Origin of the sequence: Streptomyces albireticuli, from assembly GCF_002192455.1 — a bacterium.
GTDB classification, from domain to species: domain Bacteria; phylum Actinomycetota; class Actinomycetes; order Streptomycetales; family Streptomycetaceae; genus Streptomyces; species Streptomyces albireticuli_B.
Window position 1 is genome coordinate 1336857 of the sequence record NZ_CP021744.1, and the last position, 20298, is coordinate 1357154.

Annotated in this window: 15 protein-coding genes and 1 pseudogene; 9 read left to right on the forward strand and 7 right to left on the reverse strand. The window is 74.9% G+C overall.

Features of this window, described 5'->3' with window-relative positions; genetic code table 11:
* Positions 1-133: 133 nt before the first annotated feature.
* Together SMD11_RS05765 and SMD11_RS05770 are read left to right on the forward strand one after the other, a co-directional pair.
* Positions 134-1081, forward strand: coding sequence for a quinone oxidoreductase family protein (locus tag SMD11_RS05765; RefSeq protein ID WP_087930305.1), 948 nt, complete (start codon positions 134-136; stop codon positions 1079-1081).
* Positions 1082-1170: 89 nt separating this feature from the next.
* On the forward strand, positions 1171-3273 hold the full coding sequence (locus SMD11_RS05770; protein WP_234365918.1) for a sialidase family protein: 2103 nt from the start codon (positions 1171-1173) through the stop codon (positions 3271-3273).
* 31 nt (positions 3274-3304) lie between these two features.
* Here the strand turns inward: SMD11_RS05770 and SMD11_RS05775 are convergent, their stop codons facing one another.
* Positions 3305-4399 (reverse strand): bile acid:sodium symporter family protein, encoded by a 1095-nt coding sequence (locus tag SMD11_RS05775; RefSeq protein WP_087925398.1) that lies wholly within the window; start codon positions 4397-4399, stop codon positions 3305-3307.
* 92 nt (positions 4400-4491) lie between these two features.
* Here SMD11_RS05775 and SMD11_RS05780 point away from each other — a divergent pair, with 92 nt between their 5' ends.
* From SMD11_RS05780 to SMD11_RS05790, 3 genes are all read left to right on the forward strand, one after another.
* The gene (locus SMD11_RS05780) at positions 4492-5427 is read left to right on the forward strand and encodes a LysR family transcriptional regulator (RefSeq protein ID WP_087925399.1); all 936 of its coding nucleotides are present in this window, start codon (positions 4492-4494) and stop codon (positions 5425-5427) included.
* 211 nt (positions 5428-5638) lie between these two features.
* On the forward strand, positions 5639-7471 hold the full coding sequence (locus SMD11_RS05785) for an AMP-dependent synthetase/ligase (RefSeq protein WP_087925400.1): 1833 nt from the start codon (positions 5639-5641) through the stop codon (positions 7469-7471).
* Between the two features lie 139 nt (positions 7472-7610).
* Positions 7611-7799, forward strand: coding sequence for a hypothetical protein (locus SMD11_RS05790; protein ID WP_087925401.1), 189 nt, complete (start codon positions 7611-7613; stop codon positions 7797-7799).
* 170 nt (positions 7800-7969) lie between these two features.
* On the opposite strand, the gene SMD11_RS05795 is transcribed toward SMD11_RS05790, so the two are convergent.
* Positions 7970-8173, reverse strand: coding sequence for a hypothetical protein (locus SMD11_RS05795; RefSeq protein WP_087925402.1), 204 nt, complete (start codon positions 8171-8173; stop codon positions 7970-7972).
* Positions 8174-8670: 497 nt separating this feature from the next.
* On the opposite strand from SMD11_RS05795, the gene SMD11_RS05800 reads away from it, so the two are divergent.
* The 3 genes and pseudogenes from SMD11_RS05800 (at position 8671) to SMD11_RS05805 (ending at position 13210) form a co-directional block, all read left to right on the forward strand.
* Positions 8671-9453 (forward strand): AfsR/SARP family transcriptional regulator, encoded by a 783-nt coding sequence (locus SMD11_RS05800; RefSeq protein WP_087925403.1) that lies wholly within the window; start codon positions 8671-8673, stop codon positions 9451-9453.
* Positions 9443-10042: pseudogene (locus SMD11_RS37215) on the forward strand (AfsR/SARP family transcriptional regulator); the annotation flags it as partial. The gene SMD11_RS05800 and the pseudogene SMD11_RS37215, both read left to right, overlap by 11 nt.
* Positions 10043-10180: 138 nt before the next feature.
* Positions 10181-13210: a BTAD domain-containing putative transcriptional regulator gene (locus tag SMD11_RS05805; protein WP_418952506.1), complete on the forward strand. Its 3030-nt coding sequence runs from the start codon at positions 10181-10183 to the stop codon at positions 13208-13210.
* Positions 13211-13215: 5 nt separating this feature from the next.
* On the opposite strand, the gene SMD11_RS05810 is transcribed toward SMD11_RS05805, so the two are convergent.
* Entirely contained in the window at positions 13216-14994 is a 1779-nt protein-coding gene (locus SMD11_RS05810) for a hydroxysqualene dehydroxylase (protein ID WP_087925405.1), read from the reverse strand.
* A gap of 175 nt (positions 14995-15169) precedes the next feature.
* Between SMD11_RS05810 and SMD11_RS05815 the strand changes: the two genes are divergently transcribed.
* On the forward strand, positions 15170-15475 hold the full coding sequence (locus SMD11_RS05815) for a 4a-hydroxytetrahydrobiopterin dehydratase (protein ID WP_087925406.1): 306 nt from the start codon (positions 15170-15172) through the stop codon (positions 15473-15475).
* A gap of 245 nt (positions 15476-15720) precedes the next feature.
* On the opposite strand, the gene SMD11_RS05820 is transcribed toward SMD11_RS05815, so the two are convergent.
* The 4 genes from SMD11_RS05820 to SMD11_RS05835 all read right to left on the reverse strand — a co-directional run bounded on the left by SMD11_RS05820 (position 15721) and on the right by SMD11_RS05835 (position 20178).
* Positions 15721-16254 (reverse strand): Asp23/Gls24 family envelope stress response protein, encoded by a 534-nt coding sequence (locus SMD11_RS05820; RefSeq protein ID WP_087925407.1) that lies wholly within the window; start codon positions 16252-16254, stop codon positions 15721-15723.
* Positions 16255-16511: 257 nt separating this feature from the next.
* On the reverse strand, positions 16512-17882 hold the full coding sequence (locus tag SMD11_RS05825) for a cryptochrome/photolyase family protein (RefSeq protein ID WP_087925408.1): 1371 nt from the start codon (positions 17880-17882) through the stop codon (positions 16512-16514).
* Between the two features lie 48 nt (positions 17883-17930).
* Positions 17931-19073 (reverse strand): DUF1266 domain-containing protein, encoded by a 1143-nt coding sequence (locus tag SMD11_RS05830; RefSeq protein WP_087925409.1) that lies wholly within the window; start codon positions 19071-19073, stop codon positions 17931-17933.
* Between the two features lie 262 nt (positions 19074-19335).
* On the reverse strand, positions 19336-20178 hold the full coding sequence (locus SMD11_RS05835; RefSeq protein WP_087930307.1) for an aldo/keto reductase: 843 nt from the start codon (positions 20176-20178) through the stop codon (positions 19336-19338).
* Positions 20179-20298 lie beyond the last annotated feature (120 nt).

Sequence of the window (20298 nt, forward strand, 5' to 3'; positions counted from 1 at the left end):
AGCCCCGGTCCGGGAAACGGGTGCGGCCCCGGCGGTCTCGTTCTCCATGCCCCGACCCTACCCACAAAACCATTGGACCTCCCAATGAAATTCACATACCGTTGGGACCACCAACGACATCTGGGAGGTGCGCGTGCGTCGCGTCCGGTATTTCGAGAACGGCGGCCCCGAGGTCCTGCGGGTCGAGGAGGCCGACGTGCCCGCCCCCGGCCCCGGCGAACTGCTGCTGCGCACCGAGGCCGTGGGCGTGACCCTGCCGGCCGTCCGGAAGGTGCGGGAGGGCGGGCTGCCGCTGCCCGCCGGCCTCGGGGGCGAGGTGGCCGGCCGGATCGTCGCGGTCGGGCCGGACGTGACGGGCTTCGCGGCCGGCGACCGCGTCACGGGGCTGTGCTTCGGCGACGGCTACGCCGACCACTCCCTCCTGCTCTCCTCCATGGCCTCGCACGTCCCCGAGGGCGCGAGCGCCACCGCCGCCGTCGCACTGGTGCGCTCCGGCCTGGTCGCCCGCGGCGCCTACGCGGCCGCCCGCCCCGCCGAGGGCGAGTCCGTGCTGGTGACGGCCGCGGCGAGCGGCGTGGGGCACCTCGCCGTGCAACTCGCCGCGGCGCGCGGCGCGAGCCGGGTCGTCGCCGCGGTCGGCTCGGCCGCGAAGGCGGACTTCGTACGGTCGCTGGGCGCGGACGAGGTCGTGACGTACGAGGAGCTGGCCGGCCCGGCGCCGCTGCCCTTCGCCCCCGTCGACATCATCCTCGACGCCGTCGGCGGCGAGCTCCTCTCCCCCGCCCTGGCCGCCCTCGCACCCGGGGGCCGCCTGGTGGCCTACAGCTCGGGCGGCGGCACCTTCGAGGCGTACGACCTGCTCGTCGGGGCCAAGTCCGTCATCGGCTTCCAGATGGCCCTGATAGCCCGTCACCACCCCGCGCTGATGGAACGGTGGCGACGGGAGCTGTGGGAGGAGTTCGCCGCCGGGCGGCTGCGCCCGCGCGTGCACGCCGAGCTGCCGCTGGAGCAGGCCGCGCGGGCGCACGAGATCATCGAGTCCCGCGTCAACCTGGGCAAGGTGGTGCTGCGACCCGTGTGAGCTCTTTGGCGGAACCCGCCTTGTGGGGTTGCCGGGGGCACCGTACGTTCGGCCTCGCCGGGCCTGGAGTCAGAGCGTCCGGTTTTTACGTGTCACGACATGCCACCACGTGCCTCGACGCGAAAGGGCCGGGCCATGGCGCCGCACCCCCCACCGGGTCCCCGACACCACCGATCCCGCCGGCTCCCGCCCGGGCTGTCCCGGCTCCTCCCCTCCGCCACGCCCCCGGGCTCCCGGGTCCCCGACGCACCGTCAGGGTCCCTTACGCCCGCGCCCTCACCGCCGCCGGCGTCACCGCCGCCGCGCTGGCCCTCGCCGCCCACCCCGTACCCGCCCGCGCCACGGCGGACCCCGCTCCCCCGGCCCGTACCGGCTTCGAGGAGCGGGTCCTGTTCAGCGCGGCGCAGGACGGCCCGCCCGGCGAGTACTCCTGCTTCCGGATCCCGGCCCTCGTGGCCGGGCCCGCCCCCGGCACGGTGCTCGCCTTCGCCGAGGGCCGGAAGGGCAACTGCGGCGACGCCACCGACATCGACGTCGTCCTCAAGCGGTCCGCCGACGGCGGCCGCACCTGGGGGCCGCTCCAGCTGGTCGACGAGGGCGACGGCGACACCCACGGCAACCCCGCCCCCGTCGTCGACCGCGCCACCGGCCGGGTCGTGCTGGTCACCACCTACAACAAGGGCCGGCAGGACGCCGCCAACTGCGACGTGCCCTGCGACCGCACCCCGCACGTGCAGTACAGCGACGACGCCGGCGGCCGCTGGTCCCGGCCGCGCGACCTCACCAGGTCGCTGCGCCCGCCCGGCTGGAACTCCTGGTACGCCACCGGACCCGGCCACGGCATCCAGCTCACCCGCGGACCCGACAGCGGCCGGCTGGTCGTCGGCGTCAACGCCGAGAGCCACGACGGCACGCGCGGCACCGCCAACCACGCCGCCCTCGCCCTCAGCGACGACGGCGGCCGGCACTGGCGGCTCGGCGCCGTCGACACCCACCCCATCGCCCCCGACGGCACCTTCCGCCAGATGCCCTCCGAACTGACCCTCGCCGAGCGCACCGACGGCACGGTCTACGTCAACGGGCGCGAGCAGAACGGCACCGACCTCGGCCACCGCGACGACGCGGTCAGCCGCGACGGCGGCGAGAGCTTCACCGCACCCTTCCGCGCCCTCCCCGACCTCGCCGCACCCATGGTCCAGGGCTCGGTCACGGCGCTGCGCCCCGGCCGCTGGCTGCTCTCCGTGCCCGCCGACCCCGACCGGCGCCGCACGATGACGATCCGCTCCTCCTACGACCAGGGGCACACCTGGGAGAGCGCCGAGCACGGCGCGCGCGTCACCACCGACTGGTCCGGTTACTCCGACCTCGCGGTCGTCTCCCCGGGCACGGCCGGCCTGCTCTACGAGGCCGGCAAGGGCAACGCCCGCGACGAGATCCGCTTCGCCCGCTTCACCGAGGAGTGGCTGGGGCCGCGCACCGGGCCCGGCACCACCACAGCGGACCGCGGGACGGGCGGCCGGAACGGGGCCGACGGGCAGGCCGCGCCGGGCGCGTACGTCCTCGGGGGCGCCCGGCCGGTCGCCGGCCGGTGGGGCGGCGCGCTCGCCTTCGACGGCGTGGACGACGCCGTACGGCTCCCCTACCGCGACTCGCTGCCGCTCGGCGAGAAGGACTTCACGGCGACCTTGTGGTTCCGCGGCGGCGGCACGCCGCGTGGCGAGCAGCCCCTGCTGTGGCTGGGCGGGGTAGGCGGCGCGCCACAGGTGGCCGTGCGCTGGGAGGCGGCCGTGCGAAGGGTGTCCGCGCAGGTCACGGCCGTGTCCGGGCCGGGCCCCGCCCGGACGGCGACCCTCCGGACCGCTGTCGCCCCGCCGGGCGACGGCCGGTGGCACTTCGTGGCCCTGCGGCGCGCGGGCGGGCGGCTGACGCTCACCGTCGACGACGCCGCCTCGTGGGTGGCCGACGTGCCGGGGTCGGTGAGCCGCGGGTCGACGTTCGGGGCGTATCTGGGGCAGAAGCCGGACGGCCGGGCGTATCTCGCCGGGGAGCTCGACGACGTGCGGGTGTTCGGGCGGGGGCTGCCGGAAGGGGAGGTCGCGGCGGTCCGGGCCGGGCGGGGAGCGGGGCGGGCGGTGGTGTGGCTGCCGCTGGACGGGGTGCGGGCGTCCTCCTCCACCCGGCCGTTGCCGTGACCGGGGCCGACGCCGCGGGCCCCCGTCCGCGCTACCTCGCGGTGTCCTCCAAGGCCGGCCGGACCTGCCCCTGCCGGGGCGCCGTCCCGGCAGCCGCGGGCGCGGGCACCGCCCCGGGCGCCTCCACCGCCTCCGGCGCCCGCCGCGCGTACCTCTTCGCCAGGACCGCGCAGACCATCAGCTGCATCTGGTGGAAGAGCATCAGCGGCAGGACCGCCAGGCTCGCCTGGGCGCCGAAGAGGACCCCCGCCATCGGCAGGCCGCCGGCCAGGCTCTTCTTCGACCCGCAGAAGACGATCGTGATGCGGTCCTCCCGGCCGAAGCCCAGCCGGCGCGCGCCGTACGTGGTGAGGGTGAGCATCAGACCCAGGAGCACCGCCTCGACGCCGACCAGGGCCAGCAGCCTCAGGGGCGTGACCTGGTGCCAGATGCCGCGGACGACGCCCTGGCTGAAGGCGGCGTAGACGACGAGGAGGATCGAGCCCCGGTCCACGTAACCCAGCACCTTCTTGTGCCGGGTGAGGAAGCCGCCGACCCAGCGGCGCAGCAGCTGGCCCGCGGCGAAGGGCACCAGCAGCTGGGTGACGATCGAGACCAGCGAGTGCGCGGAGAAGCCTCCCCCGTGTCCGCCCAGCAGCAGCGCCACGAGCAGCGGGGTGAGGACGATGCCGACGACGCTGGAGAAGGAGCCCGCGCAGACCGCCGCCGCGACGTTGCCGCGCGCGATGGAGGTGAAGGCGATCGAGGACTGGATCGTCGACGGCACCAGGCACAGGAACAGCAGGCCGGCGTGGAGCTGGGGCGTCAGGACGTACGGGACGAGGCCGCGGGCGGCGAGGCCGAGGAGGGGGAAGAGGACGAAGGTACAGGCGAGGACCGTCAGGTGCAGCCGCCAGTGGCGGACGCCGTCCATCGCCTCGCGGGTGGAGAGCCGGGCACCGTAGAGGAAGAACAGCAGGGCGACCGCACCGGTGGAGGCGCCGTTCGCCACGGGCGCGGCGGCGCCCCGCGCGGGCAGCAGCGCGGCCAGCAGCACCGTGCCGAGCAGGGCGGCTATGTAGGGGTCGAAGGGCACGCGCGGCACGCGTACGCGCGCGAGGAAGCCGGGGAGGAAGGGGCGTCGCATGGCTCCAGCCTCCCTCTGACCAGGCACATCGGGAACCCCGTTCACCACACTGACTGTTATCACGTATGACGATATGACGTTAGGCTCGACATGTGTTCGATCCGACGCAGCTGCGCACCTTCCTGGCCGTCGCCCAGACCCTGAGCTTCACCCAGGCCGCGCACCGGCTGGGGCTCCGGCAGTCGACCGTGAGCCAGCAGGTCCGCAGGCTGGAGGAGGCCGCCGGGCGGCAGCTCTTCGCGCGCGACACGCACGGCGTGGCGCTGACGGAGGACGGCGAGGCGATGCTCGGCTTCGCCCGGACGATCCTGGAGGCGAACGAGCGGGCGGCCGGCTGGTTCGCGGGCACCCGGCTGCGCGGCAGACTGCGGTTCGGCGCCTCCGAGGACTTCGTGCTGACGCGGCTGCCGGAGATCCTGGAGGGCTTCCGGCGCGAGCACCCGGAGGTGGACCTGGAGCTCACCGTCGACCTCTCCGAGACGCTCCAGCAGCAGCTCACGGCCGGCCGCCTCGACCTCGTCCTCGCCAAGCGCCACCCGGACCAGCCGCACGGGCGCCTGGTCTGGCGGGACAGGCTGGTGTGGATCGGGAGCGAGCGGCTGCGCCTGGAGCCCCACCGTCCGCTGCCGCTGGTCGTCTTCCCGCCGCCCGCGGTGACCCGGGCCCGCGCCCTGGAGGTGCTGGAGCGGCACGGCCGCGCCTGGCGGGTGACGTGCACCAGCGGCAGCCTCAACGGCCTGGTGGCGGCCGCCCGCGCCGGGCTGGGCGTGATGGCCCACACCCGGGGCATGATCCCTCCGGGCCTGGTGCGGGTCCCGGCCCGGGCCGGTCTGCCGGACCTGGGCGCCGTCGATGTCGTGCTGCTGCACGGCGCCGCGCCCGACGGCGCCGCGCGGGGACCGGCCGAGGCGCTCGCGGAGGCGATCCTGGCCGCGGGCGACCGGCTGCACGTCCCCGCGGCCGGGGCCGCCGGGTCCGGGAGCCCGGAGTTCCCGGACGGACGCGGGGCGGAGCCGGAACGCGGGTAGGAAGGGGGACGGAAGGAGCCGAGGAGCCGCGAGCGGCGGGGCCGGGCCGGGAGCGGCACGGAATCGACGCGGGAGCGGCACCGGATCCGCACGGAAGCGGAACGGGCGCGGTGCCGAAAAGGGTTCGGGGTGGTTCCGGATCGGGTACGGTCACCGCGCTGTGCGGAGCGGCGTGTGCGGAACGCCGCCAGGAGCACGGAGGAGCGGCCAGTTGCGCGAGTTCACCGTCCCACCCCTGGTGACGTCCCCCCACGTCGGCGGCCTGGCGGACACCGTCTTCGAGCGCGCGGAGCGGGACCCCGGCGGGGTCGCGCTGGGCCGCCGGGACGCCGGCGGCGCCTGGCGTGACGTGACCGCGGCGGCCTTCCGGGACGAGGTCCTGGCGCTGGCCAAGGGCCTGCTCGCGGAGGGTGTGCGGTTCGGCGACCGGGTCGCCGTCATGTCCCGTACGCGCTACGAGTGGACCCTCTTCGACTTCGCGCTCTGGTCGATCGGCGCGCAGCCGGTGCCGCTGTACCCGACGGCCTCCGCCGAGCAGGTCTTCTGGATCCTGCGCGACGCGGGCGTCACCGCCTGTGTGGTCGAGCACGAGGACCACGCCATGACCGTCGGCTCGGTCGTCGACCGGCTGCCGCGGCTGACCCGGCTGTGGCAGCTGGACGCGGGGGCCGTCGCGGCGCTGACCGCCGCGGGCGAGCGGATCGGCGACGAGGTCGTGCACCGGCACCGGAGGGCGGTGACGCCCGCGTCCCCGGCCACGGTCGTGCACACCTCGGGCACCACGGGCCGCCCGAGGGGCTGTGTGCTCACGCACGCCAACTTCATGGCCGAGGCGGACAACGTCGTCGCGCGCTACGGGTCCGTCTTCCGCTCCCGTCCCGGCGACGAGGCCGGCACGCTGCTGTTCCTGCCGCTGGCCCATGTCTTCGGGCGGATGGTGCAGGTGGCGGCGGTGCGCGGCCGGGTGAAGCTGGGTCACCAGCCGGAGCTCACGGCCGCCGAGCTGCTGCCGGCCCTGCGGGGGTTCCGGCCCACGTTCGTCCTCGCCGTGCCGTACGTCTTCGAGAGGCTGTTCGCCGAGGCCCGGCGGACGGCCGAGAGCGCGGGCCGCGGCGAGCCGTTCGAGAAGGCCGTCGACGTCGCGGTGCGCTACGCGGAGGCCCGGGAGCGGCGCGCCTTCGGCCTGGGCCCCGGGCCGGGCGCCGCGCTGCGCGGCCGGCACCGGCTCTACGACCGGATCGTCTACGCGAAGGTGCGCGAGGCGCTGGGGGGCCGGGTGCGGCACGCGATGTCGGGCGGCTCGGCGATGGACCGGCGGCTGGGGCTGTTCTTCGCGGGCGCCGGGGTCACCGTCCTGGAGGGGTACGGCCTGACGGAGACCACCGGGGCCGCGGTCGCCAACCCGCCCGGGCGGACCCGCTTCGGGACCGTCGGACAGCCCGTGCCGGGCACGTCCGTGCGGCTGGCGGACGACGGCGAGGTGTGGCTGCGCGGCGGGCAGGTCTTCGCCGGCTACCTCGACGACCCGAAGGCGACGGAGGCGGTCCTGCGGGACGGCTGGCTCGCCACCGGTGACCTCGGCGCGCTGGACGCGGAGGGCTATCTGACCATCACCGGGCGGAAGAAGGAGATCCTGGTGACCTCCGGCGGCAAGAGCGTCTCCCCGCTCCCGCTGGAGGAGCGGGTACGGGCGCACCCCCTGGTCTCGCACTGCGTGGTCGTCGGCAACGACCGCCCGTACGTCGGCGCGCTGATCACCCTGGACCAGGAGGCGGTCACGCACTGGATGCGGATGCGCGGCAGGCCCGCGCCGGAGTGGTCGGCGCTGGTCCGCGACCCGGACGTGGAGGCCGAGGTGCGGCGGGCCGTGGTGGCCGCCAACACGATGGTCTCGCAGGCGGAGTCGATCCGGGCCTTCCGGATACTGGGCGGGCAGTTCACGGAGGGGCGGGGACTGCTGACGCCGTCGCTGAAGCTGCGGCGGAAGGTGGTCGAGGAGGTGTACGCGCGGGAGGTGGAGGAGCTGTACCGGAGCCGGGGGTAGGGCGTCGCACCGGGCCGTTCCCCCGTCCGCACGCGTTCGCGGAACCACCGCCCGGGTCGGTCGTTAGGGTGGCCGACACTCTTGGACTTCGACGTGAGGAAGCACCGTGAAGCCTTGGGCCAAGGTGATGGCAGGTTGTGTGCTCGCCGGATCGGTCGTCCTGACGGCCGTGCCCGCGGCGGTGGCCGACGAGCGGCCGCTGGACCTGACGGACGCGGTGGCGGACGGCGCCTGCCAGCATGTGGCGTTCGGCGGGCTGGACTTCAGGGTCCTCTGCGCGAACGAGGTGTCGGTCGAGGGCGTGCCGCCGGGCGGGGCGAACGGCTGACCCGTCCGATCGGCGTCGGTCCCGGACGCACCGCCCGTGCGATGCCGTCGAACGCCGGGTGGCCGGCGCCCACTTCGGCCTCGCGGAGCCTACGACGGCGGCGGGAGCGACGACGCCCAAGGGCGGGCCGGCCGGGCACGGGGCCCGGCCGGCCGCCAGGCGCTACAGCCTCACACCGTGGTCGCGTTCACCACGTAGTACAGGGCGTACAGCACTCCGGGCAGGGCCGCGATCAGTCCGCCGATGGCGGCGATCACGACGGGCAGGCGACGTGTCGCCCGCAGCACCCTGGCCAGATAGCCCACGAGTACGAAGAAGGCCAGGGCCACGACGACCCCGGCCATCAGCCACCACACGGTTGGATTCGGATGCATGTCAGCGCTCTCCTTGCGACGGTGCCAGTCCGACGGGTTTCCTGCGACTCGGCGCGAGAGGCGCGCGCATCCGTGGAGGGGCCTTGGTAGGAGGTCCCGGATCCACGCACCACGACGCGGCGAGTGATTCGACGGTAGCTCAAATGGGCACCTGCGGACCAGAGTTGGCAGTACGTAAAGAGCGCACACAACACCACGGCCCCGAACGGGAGTTCTTGCGCGTGGATGTGCGATTCCCATACGGACAGGCGGGACCCCGGGCTACCACCCCCGGAAGGTCCCTGCCCGAGCCATCGCGGACTGGCACGTCACGGAAGGCTTTCCCGTGATGGTGCCACGCCGCGATAAACACTTGAGAAACGCGCGATCGCCCGGCGCTCTGTCTTTGCTCTGCGCTCACTTAACGGCGGCTGAACGGACTGCTACCTTGGGAGCGGGCCGGGCGCGTCCGCGCGCCGGACGGCCGGCCAGGGGGCCGAGGGCCAAGGGGGGCGAAAGTGACGGAACTTCGGTTCGGGCTGCTGGGTCCGGTGACGGCGGAGCACGCGGGCCGTCCCGTCCCCCTCGGCCCGCCCCAGCGGCGCGCGGTCCTCGCCGCCCTGCTGCTCGCCCGGGGCCGGGCGGTGACGGTCGCGGCCCTGCGCGACCGGATCTGGACGGGACCACCGCCGGCGTCCGCCGTCGCCGCCATCCAGGTCCATGTGCACCACCTCCGGCGGCTGTTCGGCGCGTACGGACCCGAGCCCCGCCTGGTCACCCATCCGGGACAGCCCTCCGACCGCGTCAGCTACGTCCTGCACACGGACCCCGAAGCCGTCGACGCCACCCGCTTCCAGGAGCTCTGCCGGCGGGCGGAGGCCGCGGCGGCGGACGGCGACCCGGCGGGCGCGGCCGCGCTCTTCGACACCGCGCTGTCCCTGTGGCGGGGTGAGCCGTTCATGGACCTCCCGCCCTCCGCGTACTTCACGAGCGCCCGGCGCGGCCTCGCCGACCTCCGCCTGGACGCGGGCAAACGCCGGGCGAGCGCCCTGCTGGCGGCGGGGTCCACGGCGCGGGTGACGGCCGATCTGCTGGACCTGCACGCCGAGCACCCGGGCGACGAGGCGCTCGTCGTCCTGCTGGCGACGGCGCTCTGCCGCTCCGGCGCCCGCGCCCGCGCCCTCGACCTGGTCACGGGCGAACTCGACCGCTGGCAGAGCGACTACGGCCTCCGGCCACCCGCCCTGCTGAGGCAGCGGGAGCGGCTCGTCACCGGCGGCGGGTGGCACGATGAGGACTGAGGCGAGCATCCTCGGCCCGCCCGTCCTGACCGTCGACGCGGTCGACGTCACGCCCTCGGCGGGCCGGCAGCGCAGCCTGCTCGCCGCCCTCCTGCTGGAGCCGCACAGGGTCGTCCCTCCGGAGACCCTCGTCGAGGACATGTGGGGGGACAGCCCGCCGGCCAACGCCGGTGCCCAGTTGCAGAACTACGTCCATCTGCTGCGCAAGAGGATCGAGCGGGCCGGCGGCCCCGGCTCGGGCATGGCCACGCTGGAGCGGCACCCGGTCGGCTATGTGCTGCACGTGACGACGACCGACCACGAGCGGTTCGTCGACCTGCTCGGCACGGCCCGCGAGGAGCTCCACGCCGGCGCGTACGAGCGCTGCCAGGAAGCGGTCGGGCAGGCGCTGCTGCTGTACCGGGGGCCCGCCTTCGCCGGGGTGCCGCGCCACAGCCGCCGCATGGCGGACCGGCTGCGGGACATCGAGGGGCACCGGTGCGCGGCCCTGGCCCTGCGCATCGACGCGCGCCTGCGCCTGGGCCGGCACACCGAGGTCGTCCCCGAACTCCGCGCCCTGGTCCAGGAGTACCCGGAGCACGAGGGCTTCCGCACCCAGCTGTCCTTCGCCCTGTACCACGCGGGCCGTACGGCGGAGGCCCTGGAGGCGTCCGCGGAGCTGCCGCCGGGGGCGCGGGCGGCACTCCACAGCTCGTTGCGGAGCGTCGGCCGCGAGGTCGCGGGCCCGGTGCGGCAGGGCGCGGGCGGCACCGGGGAAGGCCACCCGGCCGCCGCGCGCGTCCCGGCGCACCGCCGTCCGCCGGCCGGGGACCGCCTGCGCTTCTCGGTGCTCGGCCCCGTGCGGGCCTGGCGCGGCGAGGAGCCCCTGCACACCGGGTCCCCCCAGCAGCGCGGCCTGCTCGCCGCGCTGCTGCTGCGCGGCCACCGCACGGCCACCGCCGCCGAGTTACTGGAGGACCTCTGGGGGGACGAACCCCCGCACGCGGCGCTGGCGGCCCTGCGCACCTACGCCTCACGGCTGCGCAAGGCCTTCGGGGCCGACGGGGACATCCTCGTCAGCGAGTCCGGCGGCTACGCCCTGCACCTCCAGGACGCCTGGTTCGACCTCGACATCGTGGAGGGCCTCGTCGCGGACTCCGAGCGCGCCCGCGCCTCGGGCGACCCCGTCCGGGCCCTGGCCCGGCTCGACGAGGCGCTGGCCGTCTGGGACGGCGAGCCGCTCGCCGGCCTGCCCGGCCCGTTCGCCGAGACGCAGCGCAGCCGTCTGGAGGAGTGGCGGCTCCAGCTGACCGAGTCCCGCGTCGAGCTGCGGATGGAGCTGGGCCGGCACGCGGAGGTCGTCTCCGAGCTGACGGCCCTCACCGCCCAGCACCCCTTGCGCGAGCGGCTGCGCGAGCTGCTCATGCTCGCCCTGTACCGGAGCGGGCGGCAGGCCGAGGCGCTCGCCGTCTACGCGGACACACGGCGGCTGCTGGCCGACGAGCTGGGCGTGGACCCGGGCCCCGCGCTGTCGGAGCTCCAGCAGCGGATCCTGCACGCCGACACCCGGCTGGACCACGACCCGCCCGCCGAGGAGGCCGCCGCCCCCGAGCCCGGCCCCGTCCCCGTGCGCCCCGCGCAGCTCCCGGCGGACGTACCGGACTTCAGCGGGCGGGGCGACCTGGTCGGCGAGCTGACCCGGGTCCTGGTGGCGGAGGAGCGCCCGGCGACGGCCGTCTCGGTGCTGGCGGGCGTCGGCGGGGTGGGCAAGACCACGCTCGCCCTGCACGTCGCCCACGCCGTGGGCGAGCACTTCCCCGACGGGCAGCTGTACGTCGACCTCCAGGGCGCGGGCCCCGACCCGCTGGACCCGGCGGCGGTGCTGGGCGACTTCCTGCCGGCCCTGGGGGTGGCCCCCGCCCGCGTCCCCGGCGGACTCGCCGCCCGGTCCGCGCTGTACCGGTCACTGCTGGACCGTAAGCGCACGCTCGTCGTCCTGGACAACGCCCGCGACGACCGGCAGGTCCGGCCGCTGCTGCCGGGAGCGCCCGGCAGCGCCGCGATCGTGACGAGCCGGGCGCGGCTCGGCGGCCTCTCGGGGGCGCGTCAGATCGACGTGCCGGTGATGGACCGTGAGGAGGGACTGGGCCTCTTCACCTGGATCGTGGGCGAGGAACGGGTGGCGGCCGAGCGCGAGGAGGCCCTGGAGGTGGTGGAGGCGTGCGGCGGGCTGCCGCTGGCCGTCCGGATCGCCGGGGCACGACTCGCGGCCCGCCCCTCCTGGTCCGTGGACACCCTGGCCGCGAAGCTGGTGAACGAGCGCAGGCGCCTCGACGAACTGCGGGCCGGCGATGCGGCCGTGAAGGCCACGTTCGAGCTGGGGTACGGCCGGCTGACGCCGTCGCAGGCGCGCGCGTTCCGGCTGCTGGGCACCACGTCCGGGGCGGACGTCTCCCTGCACGCAGCGGCTGCCCTGCTCGGCTCCGGGTCGGCCGAGGACGACCTGGCCGAGACCGAGGACCTGCTCGAATCACTGGTCGACAGCAGCCTCCTGGAGTCCCCCGCGCCTCTCCGCTACCGGTTCCACGACCTGGTCCGGCTCTACGCCCGTGCCTGCGCCGAGCGCGACGAGCCCCCGGAGGAGCGGCGGGCGGCCGCCACCCGGCTGCTCGGCTTCCAGCTGTGCACGGCGACCGTCGCACAGATGACGTTGCGTCCGGGGGACCGGAGCCCGAAGCATTTGGCGTCGGGGGTCGGGTTCGGGCTGTCCTTCGACGACGGCGCGGAGGCTCTGGAGTGGCTCTTCTCCGAGGCGGGGAACGTGCTCGCCGCCGTGGAGGACGTCATGGCGGACCCGTCGGGGGTCTCCGACGCGGACCTGCGCCGGGCGGTGGACACGCTGTGGGCGATCAGTGACGTCCTGGAGGGCGGGGAGTTCACCGAGCGGCACACGGAGGCTGCCGGGAGCGTCGCGACCGTCGCCGGTGAGCGCGGTGCGGAGCTCGTCGAGGCGCGGGCGCGGTATCTGTTCGCCAGGGGGCACGAGATCGCCGGGCGGATCGAGCGGGCGGCGGTCGAGGCGGCACGCGCCGAGAAGTGCGCCGCCTCGGTCCAGGACCTCTTCTCGCTGGGGCACACTCTGCGTCTGATGGGCTCGCTGGCCCGCCGCGACCACAACCGGGACCGGGCCGGGAAATTCCTCGGCAGGGCCGCCGACGCGTTCCGCCGCGACGAGAACCGGATGGGTGAGGCCGTCACCCTAGCGAGCCTCTCCCGGCTGCTGCTTGCCGGGGGCACGGTCGACCGCGCGGTGGAGGAGGCCCGGCGCAGCGTGGTGCTCCTGCGGGAGCCAGGCGGCACTCCGGAGCTGGGCAGCGCCCTCAACGCCCTGGGGCTGGCCCTGGAACGGGCCGGGGACGCCGAGCACGCCTTCCGCGCGCTCAACGAGGCCCGGGTCCTCTTTCAGACATGGCACCAGCGGCTGCGGGAGGGCCTGGCGCTGTTCCGGATGACCAGGATCCGGCTCGCGCAGAAGTGTCCGGCGGACGCGGCCGACCTCGCGGAACAGGCGCTCGGCACCCTCACCAGCGGTGACCGGCGCCGAGCCGACGTGCTCGCCCTCCTCGGCCGCGCCCTGGACGGCATGGGCGAGACGGGCCGCGCCCGGATCGTCTGGCAGGAGGCACTGTCCCTCTACGGTTCCGAGGACGACCCCGAAGCCAAGGTCGTACGCCTCTTTCTGGACGCCCAGACCGCCTTCTCGACGCCTGGACAGTAGAGCGTCTACCCCAGATCGAACGCGTTCCGCAGCCCCAACCTGTACCGCACGGCGTCCTGCGCCTTGACCGCCTCCAGCTCCGGGGCGCGGTAGAGCGGGGTGACCGTGCACCGTTCGGCCCGCGAGCCCACGGCGTCCAGGAGGGCGTTCACGGCGGCGCGGGCCGAGGCGTTGGCGCCTTCCATGGTCGCCAGGTCGACGTCCGTGGTCACGTAGTCGCCGCAGAGGAAGAGGTTGGGGATCGCGGTGGCGGCGTCGGGGCGGTTGAACCAGGTTCCCACGGGGTGGATGAGCAGTTGCTCGTCGTTGGTCGGCCGGGGGACGCCGATCTCGACCGCCGGGTCCAGGAACCAGGAGTGCAGCTTGGAGTCGCTGATGACCGTCCGGCCCGTGTCGTTGAAGCCGGCCTTCAGCTGCGCCCACACCTCGCGGGCGACCTCCTCGCGGGTGCAGTCCTTGGCCTTCTTGCCGTAGAGGATGCCGGGCTTGTCCCACTCGGAGACGTCCACCGAGAGGCAGTCGGCGGCCGCGCCGTCGCCGTAGTCCGCGCGGAAGTTCCGCCCGGACCAGTACTGGGCCTGTCCCACGGCGGTGAGCGACCAGGGCGAGTCGATGTGGTTGATGTGCCCGTGGACGATGGGCGTGGGCTCGGTCAGATAGAACTGGATGCCCGTCATCCAGTCCGTCTGGAGGTCGTCGCAGCGGGCCAGGCGTGGGTCCGCGGCCCGTACGGACGCGTTCCAGGTCGTACGGGCGTGCTCGACCGGCATCGCCGAGACGAAGTGGTCGGCGGTCACCGAGTGGCGGGCGCCGGAGGGGTCCTGGACGACGGCCGCGGTGATCCGGCCGCCGTCGATCCCCAGGTCCCGTACGGGCCAGCCGACGCGGAAGGTGACGCCCAGCGACTTCAGGTGGGTGACCCAGGGGTCGATCCAGGCCTCGTTGGTGGGGGCGTTGAGCACCCGGTCGGGTTCGCCGTCGGCGCCGCGGCCCAGGATGTTGTAGAGGAACGCCTCGGTGACGTTGCAGACCGTCCTGGTGCTGGCCACCTCCGCCTTGGTCGCCACGATGTTGCGGGTGATGCCGATCGCGAGCAGCCGCTGGTAGTTCGGTGACATCCGGGCGGCCTTGATGAAGTCCCACCAGGGAACCCGCTCCCAGCGGTCGAGCCGGCGCGCGTCGCAGCTGGTGAACCAGACGAGCAGCCGGTTCGCGAAGTAGGCGACCTCGTGGGCCGGGATGTTCCCGAAGGCGTCGAGGAAACCGGTCAGCGCGCGGAGCAGGGCGTCCGGGGTGAGGACGGGCGGCGGCTTGCCGATGCTGCGGAAGGGCAGGCGGATGTCCTCGTGGCCGATGCGGGAGAACAGGACCTCGCTGGAGGCCACGAGGTTGTCGTGGCAGCCGTTGGGGTTGCCGGGGAACGGGATGCGGCGCAGGGTGTCCGGCAGGTTGCGGTAGAAGCCGGGGATGAAGCGGAAGCCGTGCTCGCCGGGCAGCGGTCTGCGGCCGCCCCGGGCGCTGCCGGGCACGTCCATGCTGCGGGCCTTGCCGCCCGGCGACTTCTTCTCGTACACCGTCACCTGGAAGCCGCGCTCGGCCAGTTCGTGCGCTGCCGTGAGCCCCGCGACGCCGCCGCCGAGCACCGCGACGGTCCGGCCGCCGGACGCTCCGCGGGGTGCGGCGGCGGCCCTGCCGCCGAGTGCCGTCGTGCCGAGCGCGGTCGTGCCCGCGACGGCCGCGGCCCCGCCGATGAATCCTCTGCGCGTGCTGCCCGTACCGCTCATACCAACCCCTACCGTCGGTAACGCCTGCCCTTCCGGCCGCAGGAGCATAGGAGTGTCACCCTGAGCCCGGAAGAGCGCATCCGACGCGCGACCCGGCGCCGCGCACAATGGCGCGAAAGCGCCCCCGCCGCGTGGGACGCTGGAGCCACCGGCATCCACGACGAAGGGGACACCCATGGCCGTCGAACCGCTCTCCCAGAAGGACGTGGAGGACCGCCTCCAGGAACTGCCCGGCTGGACCACGGACGGCGACGCCATCAGCCGTGCGTACTCCTTCGAGGGCCACTTCCAGGCGGCGGCCATGGTGATCCATATCGCCCAGATCCAGGAGGAGTTGGGGCACCACTCGGATCTGATGCTCGGTTACAACACGGTGCGGCTGACGGTGAACACGCACAGCGCGGGCGGCAAGGTGACCGGTCTGGACGTGGAACTGGCGCGGCGGATCGAGGCGATCGCGGCGGGGCATGGAGGGCGCTGAGCGCTCGGCCGTGAGGTGAGGCGGCGGCCGGGCGGGGCTCTCCCCGGCCCCGCCCCTTCCGCCGCGGCCGACGTGCGGCCGCGCCGCGCGACGGGGCGTCGCCCCGGGCCCGGCCCTCAAGCTGCCCCGGCTACCGCTGGGAGGTGCCCCCGGACGGGCTGAATTTCAGCCCGTCCGGCGCTTGAGGACACCGTGCGTCAGCGCGGAAGGGGGCCCGGGGGCGGAGCCCCCGGTTACGGGCCCACCTACCGCACGCGCGCCTCGCTCTCCTGCGGCTCCTCGTCGTCCGGCAGGCGCACGTCCACCACCGCGACGTTGACCTCCACCACCTCCAGGCCCGTCATCCGCTCCACGGCCGAGATCACGTTCTCCCGCACCTCGCCCGCGACCTCCGTGATCGGCACCCCGTAGGCCACCACCAGGTCGAGGTCCACGGCCGTCTGCCGCTCCCCCACCTCGACCTTCACCCCGCGCGTGACGTTCGACCGGCCGCCCGGCACCCGCTCCCGCACCGCGCCCAGCGTGCGGGCGAAGCCGCCGCCGAGCGCGTACACGCCGGGCACCTCGCGGGCGGCCAGGCCGGCGATCTTCTCCACGACGCCGTCGGCGATGGTGGTCCGGCCGCGGGTGGCGGCGGGGGTGTGCACGCCGGGGGTGCTGGCTTGGACGGTGGTGCCGGTGCGTGTGCCTGTGCCTGTCCCTGTGCCCACGCCGGTGGTGCTGTCGCTCTTGCCGGCCGGTCCGGCGGGGAGGGATGGGTTCGTCGTTTCCGTCGTCATCGCCGTCTCCTTCGGCTGTACGGATGGTCGGGCGCGCGCTTCTCGACTTCTGTCCGCGTGGGGGCGGCTTATCCCTGACGGGGGTGCCGCCGCGCGGGGCCTAGTCCCCTACCCGCCCCTTCCCGTAACCGGGGGCAAGCCCCCGGGCCCCCTCTTTCCGCGCTCCGCGCGGTGTCCTCAAACGCCGGACGGGCTGATTTCAGCCCGTCCGGCGTTTGAGGACATTCGGGAAGGGGCGGGGCGGGGAACAACCCCCCTCACACCAGCCCCCGCCCCCTCCGGAACCGCCCCGCCCCCTCCCCCGGATCCACCACCGGCCCCGGGTATCCGCCGCCACCCCCGTCCGGCAGCCGCCACGGCTCGTGGACCGCCCGGCCCTCCACCCCGCGGAGCTCCGGCACCCACCGGCGCACGTACTCCCCCCGCGGGTCGAACCTCTTCGCCTGGGTCAGTGGGTTGAGGACACGGTTGGGCCGGGTGTCGCTGCCGGTGCCGGCCACCCACTGCCAGTTGAGCTGGTTGTTCGCCACGTCCCCGTCGACGAGGAGGTCGAGGAAGTGGCGGGCGCCGGCGCGCCAGTCGAGGTACAGGGTCTTGGTGAGGAAGCTCGCCGCGAGCAGCCGGGCCCGGTTGTGCATCCAGCCCTCGTGGGCCAGCTGCCGCATCGCCGCGTCGACCACCGGGTAGCCGGTACGGCCCTCCCGCCACGCCGCGAGCTCGCGGGCGTCCTCGTGCCAGCGGTCGTGCCGGGGGCGGTAGTCGTGCCAGGACGCGTCCGGGCGGGCGGCCAGCAGCTGGTGGTGGAAGTCGCGCCAGGCCAGCTGCCGTACGAACGCCTCGGCGCCCTCCCCCGGAGCCGCCGCCCGCGCCCGGGTGACCAGCTCCACCGGCGACAGGCAGCCGAAGTGGAGGTACGGCGAGAGCCGGGACGTGGCGTCGCCCGCCAGATCGTCGTGGCGGTCGGCGTAGCGCGCCATCCCGCCACGCCGCCAGGCGTCGAAGCGGCGGCGGCCCGCCCGCTCGCCGCCCTCGGGCAGGGCAGGTGAGCGCGGGCCCTCCCGGCCGGTCAGGGCGGCCGCCGAGGGCAGCGGGTCCGAGCGCACCTCGGGCACCCGCAGGGCGCGCGGGGCGTCGGCCACCGGCCGCAGCGCCTCGGCGGACCAGCGGCGGAAGTACGGGGTGAACACGGCGAAGTGGTCCCGGCCCGCGGGCAGCACGGCGCCCGGGGCGACCGCCGTGATCACGGCGTCGTGCACGCGCAGCCCGCGCCCGTCCGCCTCCAGCGCGGCCCGCAGCCGCTCCTCGCGGCGCAGGGCGAAGCCGCTGACGCCGCCCGCGAGGTGCACCTCCCCGGCGCCCGTCTCGGCGGCCACCCGGCAGGTCTCCTCGGCCACGTCCCCGCGCCGCACCACCAGCCGGCCGCCCCGTTCGCGCAGCCCCGCGTCCAGGTCGGCGAGGCAGCCGGCCAGGAACGCGGCGCGGTTGGGCACGGCGAAGCCCGTCGCGGCGAGGTAGTCGTCGACGACGAAGAGGGGCACGACCCGCCGCCCGGCGCGCACGGCGCCGCGCAGTACGGGGTTGTCACGCAGCCGCAGATCCGCGGTGAACAGGGCGATCGCTGCATCCACCCGCCGATTGTGCGCGCCCGCCGGCCCGCGCGCCCGTTCGCGGGGCCGTCACGACCAGGTGATGTTGAGCCAGGGGCTGCCCGGGTCGGCGGCGAGCGCCCGGTGGGCGAGCAGCGCCGTCCGGCCGGGCTCCTCCTCGCCGGAGCGCAGCGCCCGGCCCAGCAGGAAGCCGGCGGAGAACGCCTGCCACGACGGGTACGCCGCAGCGCTGCGGACGCCCGCCTCCACGACGATCCGTTCGGCCTCCGCCGGGTCGCAGTAGCGGGCGGCCAGGCCCAGCCGGGCGACGGCGACCGCGCACCCGTGGTCGTACGCCACCGCCGAACAGGCCCGGCCGTCCGGCGGCAGCAGCCCGTCCCGGCGGAGGCGCTCCTCGAACCCGGCGACGCGGACGACGACGTCGTCCAGGGCGCGTACCTCCTCGCGGGAGGCGGCGCGGTGCAGCAGGACGTGCGTGACGGACTGCCGCCACCGGTCCGTGTCCGGCACCCGGCCCTCGTGCTCCGCCATGCCTTCGCGAGCCCGCAGCGCGAACTCCGCCTCGCGCCCCGGGCCCTCCCCGGCGAGCAGACGGTCCGTCAGCCATCGCCAGCCGGTGGGGTCGGTGACGCCCCAGGTGTCGCGCAGGGCCGCGCGGTCGGCGTCGTAGTCGTGGTGGACCGCGCCGAGGACGTTCCAGGGCACCGCCTCGGCCACGGCGAGGGGCGCGCCGCAGGCCAGGCCCCGGGCGAGCGGTCCGTGCAGGGGCCCGGCGAGGCTCGTCACCAGCCGTCCCCCGGCGGGGCGCGGGGTCTCCGCGCACACCTCCAGCCAGGCCTCGCGGTCCAGCGGGGTGGCCGGTACGGCCGTGCCGCCGGGCAGGCCGGGGTTCACGGCCAGCCACCATTTGTCGTGGGGCCACTCCTGGGCGAGCTCGGCCAGCGAGGTCCGCTGGAAGACCCAGTCGGGGCGCCAGGGCGGCAGCGCGCCGCGGGTCAGCACCGGCAGCGCGCGCTTGCCGCTGACCGGGTCGCGGTAGGGGGCGAGCGGCGCGGGCGGTACGAGGCCGTCCGCCTCGGCCCTCGCCACTCCCACGAACAGGCCGGCCTCGGCGAGCGCGCCGATCTGGCCGTCCCAGTCCCCGCGCGCCGTCGACTCGTAGAGCCTCCGCTCGATGTCGGTCGGCGGTGTCCAGGGAGGTGCGAACTGCATGACCTGGAGTCTAGGGAGGGGGCGGTGCGGCGTCGGTCGCGGGGCCCGGGGCTCTGGGCCCGGGGTACCCGCGGCCGGTACGCGCCCGTTCGACGGAACCTGGCGGATCCGTGACGGATGTGACGGAGAGGGTGGACGGGGTGGACCCGTGGCAGGCGCGCCGGTCTCATGGCGGACCCGCCGGATCACCGCGTGCCCCGGGCGGGCCCATGACGGACCCGCCGGACCGGTGACGGCCCGGCGGATCCACCGCCGGAGCGGATCAGTACTGGTCGAACTCGTCCGGGTCCGGGCCCAGCCGGGTGCCGTTGTCGAGACCGGCGATCACCCGGAGGTCGTCGGCGTCCAGCTCGAAGCCGAAGACGTCGAGGTTCTCGCGGATCCGCGAGGGGGTCACGGACTTCGGGATGGCCACGTTCCCGAGCTGGAGGTGCCAGCGGAGCACGATCTGTGCGGGCGTCCGGCCGTGCTTGGCGGCGATGCCCGCGATCGTGGCGTCCTCCAGCAGGCCCTTGCCCTGGCCGAGGGGCGACCACGCCTCGGTGGTGATGCCGTGGCGCGCGTGGAAGGCGCGCAGCTCGGCCTGGGCGAGGTTGGGGTGCAGCTCGATCTGGTTGACCGCGGGGACGACGGAGGTCTCGTCCAGCAGCCGCTCCAGGTGCGGGACCTGGAAGTTGGAGACGCCGATCGCCCGGGCCCGGCCGCTCGCGGCGATCTCCGCGAAGGTCCGCAGGATCGTCAGGTAGTCGTCGCGGAAGGCGCGCGGCCAGTGCAGCAGGTAGAGGTCGACCTGGTCGAGGCCGAGCTTGTCCAGCGAGGCGTCGAACTCCCGCAGGACGTTGTCGCGCGTCCAGGTCTCGGAGGCGCTGTTCCACAGCTTCGTCGTGACGAACAGTTCGGCGCGGGGGATGCCCGACGCGGCGAGGGCCTTGCCCGTGCCCTCCTCGTTCCCGTACACGGCCGCCGTGTCGATGCTGCGGTATCCGGCTTCCAGGGCGGTCGCGACGGCCGCGGTCGCCTCGGCGTCCGGGACCTGCCAGACGCCGAAGCCGAGCTGGGGCATCTCGACGCCGTTGTTGAGGGTGATGGTGGGGACCATGCTCACGAACACTCGATTCTTGCGGTTCTTACGGACGTCACGTCGCCTTACGGCCGTCATGACGCGATGCGTGCGCTCATTCGCCTTACTCGGGGGAACAACGGGCTCCTGCCCGGATTCATTCCC

Excerpts from the sequence above, each read along its gene's own strand:
- SMD11_RS05810 (WP_087925405.1), bottom strand. The coding sequence starts at position 14,994 with ATGAGCGGTACGGGCAGCACGCGCAGAGGATTCATCGGCGGGGCCGCG.
- SMD11_RS05775 (WP_087925398.1), bottom strand. The coding sequence starts at position 4,399 with ATGCGACGCCCCTTCCTCCCCGGCTTCCTCGCGCGCGTACGCGTGCCG.
- SMD11_RS05830 (WP_087925409.1), bottom strand. The coding sequence starts at position 19,073 with ATGCAGTTCGCACCTCCCTGGACACCGCCGACCGACATCGAGCGGAGG.
- SMD11_RS05815 (WP_087925406.1), top strand. The coding sequence starts at position 15,170 with ATGGCCGTCGAACCGCTCTCCCAGAAGGACGTGGAGGACCGCCTCCAG.
- SMD11_RS05820 (WP_087925407.1), bottom strand. The coding sequence starts at position 16,254 with ATGACGACGGAAACGACGAACCCATCCCTCCCCGCCGGACCGGCCGGC.
- SMD11_RS05795 (WP_087925402.1), bottom strand. The coding sequence starts at position 8,173 with ATGCATCCGAATCCAACCGTGTGGTGGCTGATGGCCGGGGTCGTCGTG.